The sequence below is a fragment of the Curtobacterium sp. SGAir0471 genome (assembly GCF_005490985.1).
In the GTDB taxonomy this organism is placed as follows: domain Bacteria; phylum Actinomycetota; class Actinomycetes; order Actinomycetales; family Microbacteriaceae; genus Curtobacterium.
The window spans coordinates 2,318,732-2,332,494 of sequence record NZ_CP027869.1; the positions used below are offsets into that span (position 1 = coordinate 2,318,732).

The 13,763-nt window shown below is 69.8% G+C and carries 13 protein-coding genes; 6 read left to right on the top strand and 7 right to left on the bottom strand.

The window, feature by feature from the left end; genetic code table 11:
- Positions 1 to 37: 37 nt before the first annotated feature.
- The 7 genes from C1N91_RS10695 to C1N91_RS10725 form a co-directional block, all read right to left on the bottom strand.
- The gene (locus C1N91_RS10695; RefSeq protein ID WP_137767700.1) at positions 38 to 1,558 is read right to left on the bottom strand and encodes an ABC transporter ATP-binding protein; all 1,521 of its coding nucleotides are present in this window, start codon (positions 1,556 to 1,558) and stop codon (positions 38 to 40) included.
- Positions 1,559 to 1,635: 77 nt separating this feature from the next.
- Entirely contained in the window at positions 1,636 to 2,709 is a 1,074-nt protein-coding gene (locus C1N91_RS10700) for a BMP family lipoprotein (protein ID WP_137767701.1), read from the bottom strand.
- A gap of 276 nt (positions 2,710 to 2,985) precedes the next feature.
- Positions 2,986 to 3,525, bottom strand: coding sequence for a hypothetical protein (locus tag C1N91_RS10705; protein ID WP_137767702.1), 540 nt, complete (start codon positions 3,523 to 3,525; stop codon positions 2,986 to 2,988).
- Positions 3,526 to 3,568: 43 nt separating this feature from the next.
- Positions 3,569 to 3,970 carry a hypothetical protein gene (locus C1N91_RS10710; protein ID WP_137767703.1) on the bottom strand — a complete coding sequence of 134 codons (402 nt, stop codon included), beginning with the start codon at positions 3,968 to 3,970 and terminating at the stop codon, positions 3,569 to 3,571.
- Between the two features lie 152 nt (positions 3,971 to 4,122).
- Entirely contained in the window at positions 4,123 to 4,494 is a 372-nt protein-coding gene (locus C1N91_RS10715; protein ID WP_137767704.1) for a hypothetical protein, read from the bottom strand.
- A gap of 181 nt (positions 4,495 to 4,675) precedes the next feature.
- Positions 4,676 to 6,622, bottom strand: a complete 1,947-nt coding sequence (locus tag C1N91_RS10720; RefSeq protein WP_137767705.1) for an alpha/beta hydrolase — start codon at positions 6,620 to 6,622, stop codon at positions 4,676 to 4,678.
- Positions 6,623 to 6,733: 111 nt separating this feature from the next.
- The gene (locus C1N91_RS10725) at positions 6,734 to 7,849 is read right to left on the bottom strand and encodes a mannose-1-phosphate guanylyltransferase (RefSeq protein WP_137767706.1); all 1,116 of its coding nucleotides are present in this window, start codon (positions 7,847 to 7,849) and stop codon (positions 6,734 to 6,736) included.
- 226 nt (positions 7,850 to 8,075) lie between these two features.
- Between C1N91_RS10725 and C1N91_RS10730 the strand changes: the two genes are divergently transcribed.
- The 6 genes from C1N91_RS10730 to C1N91_RS10755 all read left to right on the top strand — a co-directional run bounded on the left by C1N91_RS10730 (position 8,076) and on the right by C1N91_RS10755 (position 13,697).
- The gene (locus tag C1N91_RS10730) at positions 8,076 to 9,314 is read left to right on the top strand and encodes a glycosyltransferase family 4 protein (RefSeq protein ID WP_254678227.1); all 1,239 of its coding nucleotides are present in this window, start codon (positions 8,076 to 8,078) and stop codon (positions 9,312 to 9,314) included.
- A gap of 78 nt (positions 9,315 to 9,392) precedes the next feature.
- Positions 9,393 to 9,842, top strand: a complete 450-nt coding sequence (gene sdhC, locus C1N91_RS10735) for a succinate dehydrogenase, cytochrome b556 subunit (RefSeq protein WP_137767708.1) — start codon at positions 9,393 to 9,395, stop codon at positions 9,840 to 9,842.
- A gap of 18 nt (positions 9,843 to 9,860) precedes the next feature.
- Positions 9,861 to 10,307, top strand: coding sequence for a succinate dehydrogenase, hydrophobic membrane anchor protein (gene sdhD, locus C1N91_RS10740; RefSeq protein WP_137767709.1), 447 nt, complete (start codon positions 9,861 to 9,863; stop codon positions 10,305 to 10,307).
- Positions 10,308 to 10,403: 96 nt separating this feature from the next.
- The gene (gene sdhA / locus C1N91_RS10745; RefSeq protein WP_137767710.1) at positions 10,404 to 12,197 is read left to right on the top strand and encodes a succinate dehydrogenase flavoprotein subunit; all 1,794 of its coding nucleotides are present in this window, start codon (positions 10,404 to 10,406) and stop codon (positions 12,195 to 12,197) included.
- Positions 12,197 to 12,970, top strand: a complete 774-nt coding sequence (locus tag C1N91_RS10750) for a succinate dehydrogenase iron-sulfur subunit (protein WP_058728874.1) — start codon at positions 12,197 to 12,199, stop codon at positions 12,968 to 12,970. Before sdhA ends, C1N91_RS10750 begins: the two co-directional genes overlap by 1 nt.
- Positions 12,971 to 13,052: 82 nt before the next feature.
- On the top strand, positions 13,053 to 13,697 hold the full coding sequence (locus C1N91_RS10755; protein ID WP_058728875.1) for a TNT domain-containing protein: 645 nt from the start codon (positions 13,053 to 13,055) through the stop codon (positions 13,695 to 13,697).
- Positions 13,698 to 13,763 lie beyond the last annotated feature (66 nt).

Sequence of the window (13,763 nt, forward strand, 5' to 3'; positions counted from 1 at the left end):
GTCTCGGTGGGTGTGTGGTCCTGGGGGCCCTGCGCGGTCACGCTGCCAGCTCCGTTCCTTCAGGAAGCTCCCCGGCCATCATGAGGCCGAGGACGTCTCGGGGGGTGTCCGCGGGGACGATGCCGACGATCGCCCCGCGGTACATCACGGCGATGCGGTCGGCGAGCGCCACGACCTCGTCGAGCTCCGTGGAGACGACGATGACCGGGACGCCGGTGTCGCGGGTGGCGACGATGCGCTTGTGCACGAACTCGATCGAGCCGACGTCGATGCCGCGCGTGGGCTGCGCGGCGACGAACAGCCGCAGCTCACGACTGAGCTCGCGGGCGAGGACGATCTTCTGCTGGTTGCCGCCGGACAGCCGACCGGCCGCGGTGGTGCGGGACGGCGTGCGGATGTCGAACTCGGCGATCTTCTCGTCCGCGAACGCGTCGCGTTCGGCGGAGCGGATCGTGCCGGCGCGGACGAACTCCGCGTGGTCGGCGCGGTCGAGCATGAGGTTCTCGGCGATCGTGAACTCGCCGACGAGCCCGTCCTCCTTGCGGTCCTCGGGCACGAAGCCCACGCCGGCGTCGAGGATCTGCTTGACGGTGCGACCGGTGATCTCCGATCCGTCGAGGACGACACGACCGGCGTGCACCGGCTCGAGGCCGAGGATGGCCTCGGTGAGCTCGGTCTGTCCGTTGCCCTGGACGCCCGCGATCGCCAGGATCTCACCACGGCGGACCGTGAACGACACGTCGTCGACGAGCACCACTCCGGACGGGTCGGTGACCGTGAGGTGGTCGACCACGAGCGCGTCGTCTCCCCCGCTCGCCGGTGCCTTGTCCACGACGAGCGAGACGGCGCGGCCGACCATGAGCGCGGCGAGCTCGTTGTTCGTCGCGGTCGGCGAGGCCTCGCCGACGACCTTGCCGAGACGGATGACCGTGATCCGGTCGGCGACCTCGCGCACCTCGCGCAGCTTGTGCGTGATGAAGACGATGGCGGTGCCGGCCTCGCGGAGCTGGCGCATGATGCCCATCAGCTCGTCGGTCTCCTGCGGCGTCAGGACGGCGGTCGGCTCGTCGAAGACGAGGACCTTCGCGTCGCGGGACAGCGCCTTGATGATCTCGACGCGCTGCTGCACGCCGACCGGCAGGTCCTCGACCCGGGCGTCCGGGTCGACGTCGAACCCGAACCGGTCGCTGATCTCCTTGACTCGGGCGCGGGCGCCGGCGAGGTCGAGTCGGCCGCCGAAGGTGGTCTGCTCCTGGCCGAGCATGACGTTCTCGGCGACGGTGAACACCGGGACGAGCATGAAGTGCTGGTGCACCATGCCGATCCCGGCGCGCATCGCGTCGCCCGGGCCGTCGAAGTCCTGGACGGCGTCGTCCAGGAGGATCTCGCCCTCGTCCGCCTGGTACAGGCCGTAGAGGACGTTCATGAGGGTGGACTTGCCGGCACCGTTCTCACCGAGGAGGCAGTGGACCTCTCCCGGCTCGACGGTGAGCGAGATGTGGTCGTTGGCGACCAGCGATCCGAACCGCTTGGTGATGCCGCGGAGTTCGAGCTTCATGTCTGTGCTGCGCTGTTCCTCGTGTCGGGGCACGGGAATGCGGGCGAGGGATTCCTCCCCCGCCCGCATCCGTGGTGTTACTTGACGGTCGCTTCGGTCTTGACCGTGATCGAGCCGTCGATGATGCCGGACTTGATCGTGTCGAGCTCGCCCTCGAGGCCGCTGTCGACCTTGGAGGCGTAGTCGTGGAACGGGGCGATGCCCACGCCCTCGTTCTTCAGCGTGCCGACGTACGGCTCGCTCGAGAAGGAGCCCTTGGCGGCCTGCTCGACGACGTCGCGGGTCGCGGGGCGCATGCCCTTCTCCACCGAGGTGAAGGCGATGTCCTTGTAGCGCGGGTCGGCCTCGTAGAGGTCGCTGTCCGCGCCGATCAGCACGGAGCCGTTGTTCGCGTCCTTGATCGCCTCAGCAGCCGACTGGTAGATCGGGCCACCGACGGGCAGGATGACGTCCGCGTTCTGGTCGAGGAGGGTCTGCGCGACGGCCTTGGCCTGCGTGCCGGCCTCGAAGCCACCGGTGAAGGAGCCCTTCTGGCTGTCCACGTCCCAGCCGACGACCTTGACGTCCTTGTTCTTCTTCTCGTTGTAGTACTTCACGCCGTCCGCGAAGCCGTCCATGAAGATCGTGACGGTCGGGATCTGCATGCCGCCGAAGGTGCCGACGACGCCGCTCTTGGAGTACGAGGCGGCGGCGTAGCCCGCGAGGAACGCGGCCTGCGAGGTGTCGAACGTGATCGGCTTGACGTTCTTGGCCGTGATCGAGTTGTCGTCGATGATCGCGAACTCGGTGTCGGGGTTCGCGGCGGCCTGCTTCTTCGTGGCGTCCGCCAGGTTGAAGCCGACGGTGACGATGAGCTTGCAGTTCTGGTTGATCAGCTGCTCGATGTTCGAGTCGTAGACCGTGGAGTCCTTCGACTCGGCCGTCTTGGCGGTCGCGCCGATCGCCTTGGCGGCGTCCTGCAGACCGTCGTAGCCGAGCTCGTTGAAGGACTTGTCGTCGAAGCCACCGGAGTCGGAGACCATGCAGGGGCGGAAGTCGGTCTTCTTCGCCGAGGCGGTGTCAGACGGGGCGGCCGAGCAGCCGGCCAGGACGGCCATGGTGCCGGCGAGCGCGAGGCCGCTGAGCAGGACCTGACGGGTACGAGATGTCACGGGTTGGTTCCTCCGGGGGGCGGTGCCCGGACCACGTGCGTTCCGGGCGATCGTGGCGACAGTACACGACCGTCGGGCCGGTACAGAACGCCCCTGAGGGACTGCTGGGATCAGTTACCCGATCGCGACCCCGACGAAACGCGCCCGTAACGCCGTCGTCCCCCGGAGGCCCGGTCCGGGGGACGATCCGGGGATTTCGTGGTGGAGCGCTACAGCGGGCGAGACCTGCCGTCGATCGTGCACGGAAGTACCAGACCGCGGCGCTGCGCTGCACATCTAGGACCGGTCCGTCTGCTCCTGTTCGATCTCGCTGGCACTCCCTGGGAAGCAGGTCGATTCGGCTTCGAGGCTGTACTTGCCGGGGAAGGCGTAGAGGTCGATCAAGGCCGTCGATGCTCCACCTCGTCCGACGACCACCGGGCCGTCCGGGTCCGCGACTCGTTCGACGGTCATGCCCGCGGACTGCCATGCACTCGCGACCGTCGAGGCATCGCCCTCGGGGTTGCCATCCCCGTGCGTCCTGGTGACGAGGTAGACCCAGTTGGCTCCTTCTCCGCCGTCGGAGAGCGTGCAGCTGTCGACGTAGTCCGGGCCCTGCGTGGTGACCCACTCGCCGCCGAGCTCCGCAGCGGTCCTGTCGACGAACTCGGCCATCGTGCGCTGGGCAGTCTCGGAGTCCACCCGGGACGTCCGTCCGTCGTCGGACGGTGTCTCGCCCTTCGAGGGGTGTTGCGTGCAACCGCTGATGGTGATCATCAGCGCCAAGGAGGTCAGGGCAACGCTCGTCAGGCGCCGCGCCGTCAGCTCGGCAGACATCCTTCTCCCTCTCGAGACTCTCCGGCGTCTCGTCCTCGGAGGCTCACTCGACCTCGTCGGCGTCGTCCTCGGCCATGCGGTCGGCGTCGCCGGGGAAGCACAGCGAGACGGCTTGGACGGTGTAGTTGCCGGAGACCGCGTAGAAGCTGATGGACGCGATGTCCCCGCCTCCCCCGCCGAAGACCACCGGCCCGGTGCTCGTGTCCCGCGCGGTCACGCGCATGCCCTGCGCACGCCAGTGGTCGACCATCGCCGAGCCGTCCTCCGGCCGCCCCTCGATCGCGCTCCCCGTCAGGTACCGCCAGTTTGCTCCGCGTTCCCCATCCGGCAACGTGCACCGCTCCGCTGCGTCCGGTCCGGTCCGCGCTGTCCAATCTCCACCGAGGAGCCCGGTGGCGTCGTCCACTGCGGCGATCATCTGTTGCTTCGCGGTCTCTGCGTCCACGATCGGATCCGTTGCGCTGGCCGTCCTCGTCTCGACCACTCGCGATGCACACCCGGTGCTCAGTCCCGCGAGCGCGAGGACGACGATGAGGCTTGCGAGGTCGCGCGCCCTGATCCGGCACGGCCACGACACCACGAACCCGGGATCGCGGGTCATTCGTCGGCCTGCTGCTCCTCGATCTCGTCTGCGTCGCCAGCGAAGCACATCGAGAGCGCTTGGATGCTGTAGTTGCCGGTGAAAGCGAAGAAACGGATCATCTCGACGCGATCGCCGCCGCGAGCGACCACCGCCGGCCCCTTGGAGTCAGCGAGTCGGTCCACGGTCAGACCGGCGGACCTCCAGACATCGGAGGCAGCAGCAGCGTCCGCCTCGACGTCGGCGGACTCTGCTCGAGCAACTCGGTACACCCACCGAGCTCCTTCTTCGTCGCTCGACAGCTGGCAGCTCTCGACGTAATCGGGAGACGTCCTCGTCTCCCATTCGCCGCCGAGCGCGGCCGTTGTCTGATCGACGATGTCGATCATGTTTCGCTTCGCAGTGTCTGCGTCCACGGAGGACGTCCTCTCAGTCGGTCGGGTTGCATCATGCTGCTGCCCGGCACATCCGGCGGTCACGACGACGACTGCCAGTAGCGCCGCTGTCGCCGCGAGTGCGCGACGAGCACGGTGCCGTGCGTTCATGTGCCTCCTCCTTCGTCGGACCGGGTCATCGATCTCGCGCCCCGGTCAGCAACTCGTCCTGACCTGTGGTGGCGAGTGCCACGTTGTGCAGTGACTCGGTACCACGGTCCAGGTAACCCCGGTGGTCCTTGAACACCGGGGCGTGATGCAGGACCGACGCAAGGGTCTGCCCCTCGCTCCCCGTCCCGCCGTCGGCGCCGAACACGGTCGCCCCGAAACCCTGCGCGGTCGGGTCGACGCGATGGGCGAGGCTCTTCTCCCGGCCGAACGTCGCCCATTCGTCACCCTGTCCGGACTCGCCGGTGGGGCCGTCCTTTGCCTGAGCCGCGAAGACCTGGTCTGCGTGCAGCTGCTGCGCATCGTCGAGACCATCGGGCAGCCCGGCAGAACCCAGTGCGACGAACCGATCAACGTGGACACCCCGCTCGGCCAGAGCCACAGAGCCCGCGGTCGTGCCGTAGGAGTGCGCCACGACGTTCGTCTCCACGTCATCAGTTCCGCGGACGGCTGAGAACCCGCGGATCGAATCTGCGAGACGCTTGCCGCCCTCCTTCGCCTTGGCCATGAGGAGCACATCCTGTGGTCCCGGGGTGGTGTAGCCGACCCAAGCGACGACTGCTCGATCCGAAGGGTCTGCGACGTCTGTGGTGTCCGCAACGTCCGTTTGCTCATCGGCGATGTTCTGAGCGGCTCTCGCCCACGTCGTCATGTCCGCTGTCGTGGTGTCCATACCAGGGACAGCCCAGGTCGCTGACTTCGCACGGTCCAGATCGCCGATCGAGACGGCAGCGAGCGGCGGTCGATCATCCGTGAGAGCGATGAGGAAGCGCTTCCCGTCGGAGCCCTTCTTCGTCAACGCAGCGTTGATGTTCCGCAGGGCCTTACGGTCCGCGTACAGCGCCGTCAGTTCCCGCGCCAACGCCCGAGAGCCGTCACCCGCCGATGCCACTGTCCCCTCCAGCTGCTCGATCTGGCGCTCCACATCGCCGAGTCGTTGGTTCAGCACGAGGCCGTTCGCCGTGCTCCGCACCCAGTACGGGACACCCTCGAGGTTGCCGAGTCGCGCGAGCACGTCCGTCGGCAGCCCGTCGAACACGCCGGTGTCGGCCGTCGTCAGCCCGAGCGCGGTCCAACGTTCCGCGACCTCCGCCGGCGTGAGATCGTCCGCGAACAGCCGCTGGAGGGCAGGCGCCGCCTGTCCGGTCGCGGCGATGTCGAGGGCGACGTTCGACAGCGATCCACTGCCGCCGGCGGCTTCGAAGGCTTCGGCGATCCTGCCGATCCAGTTCCGGTCCTCGTCGTTCTCCCGAACGTAGCGCTCGAAGCCCGCTGGCATGCTCGCGCGGTCGACCGTGACCCAGCCGCAGGAGTCCCGGAAGGAGGACCAGACCGATCCCACCCGGGTGGACTCCGCTGACGCGGCGGAGTCCAGCCCGGAGGTCGTCGTGACGAAGGCCCGGAGAGCGCTCGGGTCGGCAGAGCTCCTTCCACGGCTCGCTCCGTCGCCGTAGCGCGCACGCTCGCGACCTCGGAACTCGGCGTCGACCTCGGGCCTCGGCTCGGGTTCGGTCGACGGCTCGGGATCGGTGAAGCCCTCCCAGGCATCGAGGACCGATCGCCCGGCGGCACCGGCGAGGGCTTCGGCAACGGATGCTGCCCGCTTCCGGTCGGCGTCGCGTGCCTTCCACTCGGCATGGGCACGCTGTCGCGCCCGTTCACGCTCAGCGGCGGCGACTGCGGCGTCGATCTGTTCCGCGAGGTCGACCAGCACACCCGCCAGACGCGCCCGGTCCTCGGCCTCGATCACCGCGGCACTCCGGAACCGCTCGGCGTACGAGCCCTCGAAGTCGTCGAGCGCCGCTTCGACCGCTCCGGAGCGAGCGCCAGCCTGCCCGCGGAGCGTCTCGGCCGCTCGACGCGCCACCCGCGCCGCCGACCTCGCCTTGTCCGCGTCGAACGCGATGTCCCCCATGATCACTCCCCCGAGTCGTGCCCTCGACTGACACGTTACCGGCCGCCCGCGGCCCTCGTCACCCAGGCGACCAGGGGTGTGGACGGCGGTGGCACCGAACGCCGCAGTCGGTCAGAGCACGTCCCCGCGCCCGCTCACCTTGAGTGCGTCCACCACGCCCTTGACCCGCTGCGCGTTCTCGCTCGTGGTCACGAGCAGCGCGTCCGGGGTGTCGACGACGACGATGTCCTCGACCCCGATGAGCGAGATGAGCCGCTGGCTGTGCGCCACGACGATGCCGCTCGACGAGTCGGCGAGGATGCGCGCGCCGTCGCCGAGCACGGCGAGGTTGTTCGCCCGCCCGCCGGACTGCAGCTTCGCGAGCGAGGCGAAGTCCCCCACGTCGTCCCAGTCGAAGTCGCCCGGCACGACGGCCATGCGACCGGCCGCAGCGGCCGGTTCGGCGACCGTGTAGTCGATGGCGATCTTCTCGAGTCCGGGCCAGATCGCGTCGACCACTGCGCCGCGCGACGAGGTGTCCCACGCGGCGGCGAGCTCCTCGATGCCGGCCAGCAGCTCGGGCTTCGTGCGGCCGATCTCGGCGAGCAGCACGTCGGCCCGGGCGATGAACATGCCGGCGTTCCAGAGGTACGAGCCGTCTTCGAGGTATCGACGGGCGGTGTCCAGGTCGGGCTTCTCGACGAAGGACCGCACCGCGTGCACGGTCGAGGCCCCCTCGACCTCGAGCGGTGCCGCGTCGGCGTGGATGTACCCGAAGCCGATCGCCGGCTCGGTCGGGGTGATCCCGATCGTCGTGACGTACCCGGCCCGTGCGGCGGCGACGGCGTCGCGCACCGACCGCCGGAAGCCGCGGGCGTCCCCGATGACGTGGTCGGCGGCGAACGAGCCGATCACGACGTCGGGTTCCCGACGACGGAGGATCGCCGCCGCGAGGCCGATCGCGGCCGTGGAGTCCTTCGGTTCGCTCTCGAGCACGACGTTGTGGTCGGCGACGCCGGGCAGCTGCGCCTCGACGGCGGCCCGGTGCGCCCGACCGGTGACGACCATGATGCGCTGGTCCCCGGCGAGCGGTGCGAGCCGGTCCCAGGTCTGCCGCAGGAGCGAGGTGCCGGAGCCGGTCAGGTCGTGCAGGAACTTCGGCGCGTCGGCGCGCGAGAGCGGCCAGAGCCGGGAGCCGATGCCGCCGGCCGGGATGATCGCGTAGAAGTCCTCGAGTGCGTCTGCCACCCGCTCACCGTACCGGTGCGCCCGGACGCGACCTGGACGTCGCCCGGACGGTCCCCGCACGCGGCCTGCCGGAGCCGACCCGGCGTTCCGGCCCGTGCCGCGACGGACCGGACCCGACCGCGGTGGCCGCACCGGGCCTCCCGGCCGCCTGTTCACCCCCTGCGCGCCGCCCGTTCACCCGGAGCGCCCCGCCCGGTCACGACCCGCACGGAGCATGGGACGCACCATGAGCGCACGCAGCGTGGAGCGCGGCACGTCCCAGCGGACCGTCGCCGTCGTGACCGAGAGCTTCCTGCCCACCCTGAACGGCGTGACCACCAGCGTCCTGGCGGTCCTCGACCACCTGGAGCGCCGTGGTCACCGCGCGGTCGTGATCGCACCGGACACGCCGGGCCTGGCGCAGTTCCGGTCACGGACACGGGTCGAGCGCTACCGCTCCTTCGACGTGCACCGGGTGCCCGCCGTGGCGTACCGCCGGTTCCCGGTCGCGCTCCCCCACCCGGTGCTCGACACGATCCTCGCCGCCTCCGGCGCCGACGTCCTGCACGCGGCCAGCCCGTTCCTGCTGGGCGGTCGTGCCATCACGGCGGCCGGGAGGCTCGGCATCCCCTCCGTCGCCGTCTTCCAGACCGACGTGGCCGGGTTCGCCCGCCGCAACGGCCTGACCGCGACCGTCCCGCTGGTGCGGAGGATCCTCGGGCGCATCCACGCCGGTGCGTCGCTGACGCTCGCCCCGTCGTCCGCCACCGCCGCGATGCTCGCGGACGAGGGCGTGCCCCGGGTGGTCCGGTGGGGTCGCGGCGTCGACACCGCGCTCTTCCACCCGGACCGACGGCGTTCGGCCCACGTGCGCGCAGCCCGCCGTCGGATCGCACCGGGCGGCGAGACGATCGTCGGCTACGTCGGACGCCTGGCGCCCGAGAAGGAGGTCGAGCGGCTCGCCGAGCTCGGCGGCGTGCCGGGGATCCGGGTGGTCGTCGCCGGCGGCGGTCCGTCGCGGGCGATGCTCGAGCGCCGGTTGCGGCACCTCGACGTCACCTTCACCGGCCCGCTGCGCGGCGATGCCCTGGCCGACGCCTACGCGATGCTCGACGTCTTCGTGCACACGGGTCCAGCGGAGACCTTCGGCCAGACGCTGCAGGAGGCCCACGCGAGCGGCCTGCCGGTGGTGGCCCCGGCGTCCGGAGGGCCGATCGACCTGGTCGCGCCCGGCCTGGACGGCGAGCTCTACGACCCGGACGCCCCGCAAGCGCTCCGTCGCGCCGTCCTGGGTCTGGTGACGGACCCGGCGGCGGCTGCACGGATGGGCTCGGCCGGTCGGCTCCGCGTCGAGGGCACGACGTGGGAGGCCGTCGGCGACCAGCTCCTCGAGCACCACGACACGGCCCGGACGATCGGCGCTCCGCCGGCCTCGTCCCGCACGCTCCGTGTCGGGTGGGACGAGAGTGTCAGCGCACGCGCATAGGATGGGTCGTGTTCCACACGAACACGAACGGCAAGGGCTCGCCGATCGGGCGAGCCCGTCCTATGGGAGGACTCGCTCATGGCCGAGCAGACCGCAGGCGGGACGACGGTGGTCGAACCGCGCGCGACGATCGATGCGCCGCGCACATCGCGCAGGCTCGAGGGGACGCTCTACCGCGGCTCCACCGGCATGTGGTCGTGGGTGCTGCACCGCATCACCGGTGTCGCGATCTACTTCTTCCTGCTCGTGCACATCCTCGACACCGCGCTCGTCCGGTTGTCGCCCGAGGCGTACAACGCCGTGATCGGCACCTACAAGACACCGATCATGAACATCGGTGAGATCGCCCTCGTGATGGCGATCGTCTTCCACGCACTCAACGGGCTGCGCATCATCCTGGTCGACTTCTGGTCGAAGGGCCCGAGGTACCAGCGCGCCATGTTCTGGGTCGTCCTGGTCGTGTGGGCCGTCCTGATCGCGGGCTTCCTGCCCCGGCAGCTCATGAACCTCGTCGCGGACTTCCAGTAGGCGAAGGGACCCACGGACATGACCACGCAGATCGTCGAGCCGCCTCGTTCGGCCGCAGCCGCCCGCCGCACCACCAACTGGGAGAAGTGGGGGTGGATCTACATGCGCGCCTCTGGCGTCCTGCTCGTCGTGCTCATCTTCGGCCACCTCTTCGTCAACATGGTCGCTGGAGAGGGCGTGAAGCAGATCGACTTCGCCTTCGTCGCCGGCAAGTGGGCCAACCCCTTCTGGCAGGTCTGGGACTCCCTGATGCTCGTCCTCGCCCTCGTGCACGGCTCGAACGGCATGCGGACGATCATCAACGACTACGTCGCGAAGCCCGGCATCCGGAAGACCCTGCTGCTCGCGGTGGCCATCGCCTGCGTCGCGCTGATCGTCCTCGGTCTGCTCGTCTGCTGGACGTTCGACCCGTGCCCGGCCGGCGCCGCCGCAGCCGACCTGCCGTCGTTCTGCCCGGCGCAGTAGCAGCACGGCCCCACCGGCCACGAGCACCGCGCAACGAGACCCACGCGCACGCCGCGACCACCCCGCCGGCGCGCTGACCCACCCCGAAAGGCCCCAGTGAGCGAGACCACCGTCCACCACCACCAGCACGACATCGTCATCATCGGCGCGGGCGGTGCCGGCATGCGTGCCGCCATCGAAGCCGGCCCGAAGGCGAAGACGGCCGTCATCTCGAAGCTCTACCCGACACGCTCGCACACCGGTGCGGCCCAGGGCGGCATGGCCGCGGCCCTGGCGAACGTGGAGGAGGACTCGTGGGAGTGGCACACCTTCGACACGATCAAGGGCGGTGACTACCTGGTCGACCAGGACGCCGCCGAGATCCTGGCGAAGGAGGCGATCGACGCCGTCATCGACCTCGAGAACATGGGCCTGCCGTTCAACCGCACACCCGAGGGCAAGATCGACCAGCGGCGCTTCGGCGGCCACACCCGTGACCACGGCAAGGCGCCCGTCCGCCGGGCCTGCTACGCCGCCGACCGCACGGGTCACATGATCCTGCAGACGCTGTTCCAGAACTGCGTGAAGCTCGGTGTCGAGTTCCACAACGAGTTCTACGCGCTCGACCTCGTCATGGTGGACGTCACGGGCGACGACGGTGTCACCCGCCAGCAGCCCGCCGGTGTCGTGGCCTACGAGCTCGCGACCGGCGAGCTGCACGTCTTCCACGCCAAGGCCGTGATCTTCGCGACCGGTGGGTTCGGCAAGATGTTCAAGACCACGTCGAACGCCCACACGCTGACCGGCGACGGCGTCGGCATCGTGTGGCGGAAGCGCCTGCCGCTCGAGGACATGGAGTTCTTCCAGTTCCACCCGACCGGTCTCGCCGGCCTCGGCATCCTGCTCACCGAGGGGGCCCGCGGTGAGGGCGCGATCCTCCGCAACGCCTCGGGTGAGCGCTTCATGGAGCGGTACGCCCCGACCATCAAGGACCTCGCGCCGCGCGACATCGTCGCCCGGTGCATGGTGCAGGAGGTCGCCGAGGGTCGTGGTGCCGGACCGAACAAGGACTACGTGCTCCTCGACTGCACGCACCTCGGTGCCGAGGTCCTCGAGACGAAGCTCCCGGACATCACCGAGTTCGCCCGCACCTACCTCGGTGTCGACCCGGTCGTCGAGCCGGTGCCCGTCATGCCGACCGCGCACTACGCGATGGGCGGCATCCCGACGAACACCAACGCCGAGGTCCTGTACGACAACACGACCGTCGTGCCCGGCCTGTACGCCGCCGGGGAGTGTGCCTGCGTCTCCGTGCACGGCTCGAACCGCCTCGGCACGAACTCGCTGCTCGACATCAACGTCTTCGGCAAGCGCTCCGGCAACAACGCCGCCGAGTGGGTGCAGACCGCCGAGTTCCTCCCCCTGCCCGAGGACCCGGCCGCCGGTGTCCGCGGGATGCTCGACCAGCTCCGCGCGTCGACCGGCACCGAGCGGATCGCCGTCCTCCGCAAGGAGCTGCAGGAGGAGATGGACAGGAACGCGCAGGTGTTCCGCACCGACGAGTCGCTCGCGAAGATGACCGAGACGATCCACCAACTCCGCGAGCGGTACCTGAACATCGCCGTGCAGGACAAGGGCAAGCGCTTCAACACCGACCTGCTCGAGGCGGTCGAGCTCGGGTTCCTGCTCGACCTGGCCGAGGTGGTCGTGTTCTCCGCCCGGAACCGCAAGGAGAGCCGGGGCGGCCACATGCGCGACGACTACCCGAAGCGCGACGACGAGAACTACATGCAGCACACCATGGCGTACCTGACGGGCGACCCGCACTCGTCACTCGCCGACGACCACATCACACTCGACTGGAAGCCCGTCGTCGTGACGCGGTACGAGCCGATGGAGAGGAAGTACTGATGACCGACACCCTGGTCTCCGACAGCCCGCGCACCGACACCGTGCAGAGCGCTCCTCCCGGATCGTTCCCGGTCACGATCATCGTCCGCCGGTTCGACCCGGACGTCGACGACGAGCCGCGCTGGCAGGACTTCGACGTGATGATGCTCCCGACGGACCGCATCCTCGATGCCCTGCACCAGATCAAGTGGGAGCAGGACGGTTCGCTGACGTTCCGACGGTCCTGCGCGCACGGCGTCTGCGGCTCGGACGCGATGCGCATCAACGGCCGCAACCGGCTCGCCTGCAAGACCCTGATCAAGGACCTCGACGTGTCGAAGCCGATCTACGTCGAGGCGATCAAGGGCCTGCCGCTCGAGAAGGACCTCGTCGTGGACATGGAGCCGTTCTTCCAGTCCTACCGCGAGGTCCAGCCGTTCCTGCAGGCGTCGAGCAAGCCGGAGAAGGGCAAGGAGCGCGTGCAGTCCGTCGCCGACCGCGCCCGCTTCGACGACACGACCAAGTGCATCCTGTGCGCCGCGTGCACCTCGTCGTGCCCGGTGTTCTGGACCGACGGTCAGTACTTCGGCCCGGCGGCGATCGTCAACGCGCACCGCTTCATCTTCGACTCCCGCGACGACGCCTCGAACGTGCGCCTCGACATCCTCAACGACAAGGAGGGCGTGTGGCGCTGCCGCACGACCTTCAACTGCACCGACGCGTGCCCGCGCGGCATCCAGGTGACGAAGGCGATCTCCGAGGTCAAGCAGGCGATCATGCGCGGCGGCGCGTGAGCCGTCCGACTCGGCGGCAGCGCGGTCGGCGCACGGCGGTGTCTCGGCGAACGGCATGCATGCGGCCGGTAGGCTCGCGCGCATGACGTTCGCGGAGACCCGCCCCATCCTCGACCAGCTCGGCTACACGATCCGGTACGTGCAGCTGCCGGGCGAGACGCTGTCCGAGCCGCCGGTGGAGGGCGCCCTCCGCGTCGTCCCGACCGAGACGCACGGCGACTTCGCGCTCGAGGTCGTCGACTACGGCACCGCACGCCGCCTCGCCACCGCCCGTGGCGAGGAGGACGCGGTCGAGATGCTCCGCCGCTTCCTGAACCGCGCCTTCCCCGCGCCGCGGGACGTCCCGCGACACGAACTCGACGGGCTCCGTGACCGTGCGGCGTCGAGCTACCCGCAGCTCGCGCAGCAGGTCCACCAGGCCGGCCCGCAGGGGCTCACCATCCAGGTCCCCGCCGGTGTCCCGGTGGACCGCGTGGGCGGTCCCGACGGCTACCTGCTGCACCCGCTCGACACGCCGCTCCCCCAGCGCTCGCTGCCGCCGCACGTGGCGGCGGCTCCCGAGGTGCACCGCTACGTCGTCGACCGCCCGTTCCTGGTGACGGTGACCTTCGTGCAGCCCTGGTTCGACCAGCCGGGAGGCGCGCTCCGGTTCGCGACGGCCGATCCGTCCGTCACGGTGCGCGACCTGGTCGTGGACGGTTCGCTGGTCCGCCTCCGGGTGGTCTGAGCCTCCGCTCACACTCCTGCCATGACGGAGCGGCCCACCCCTGACGGGGTGGGCCGTTCCGTCGTG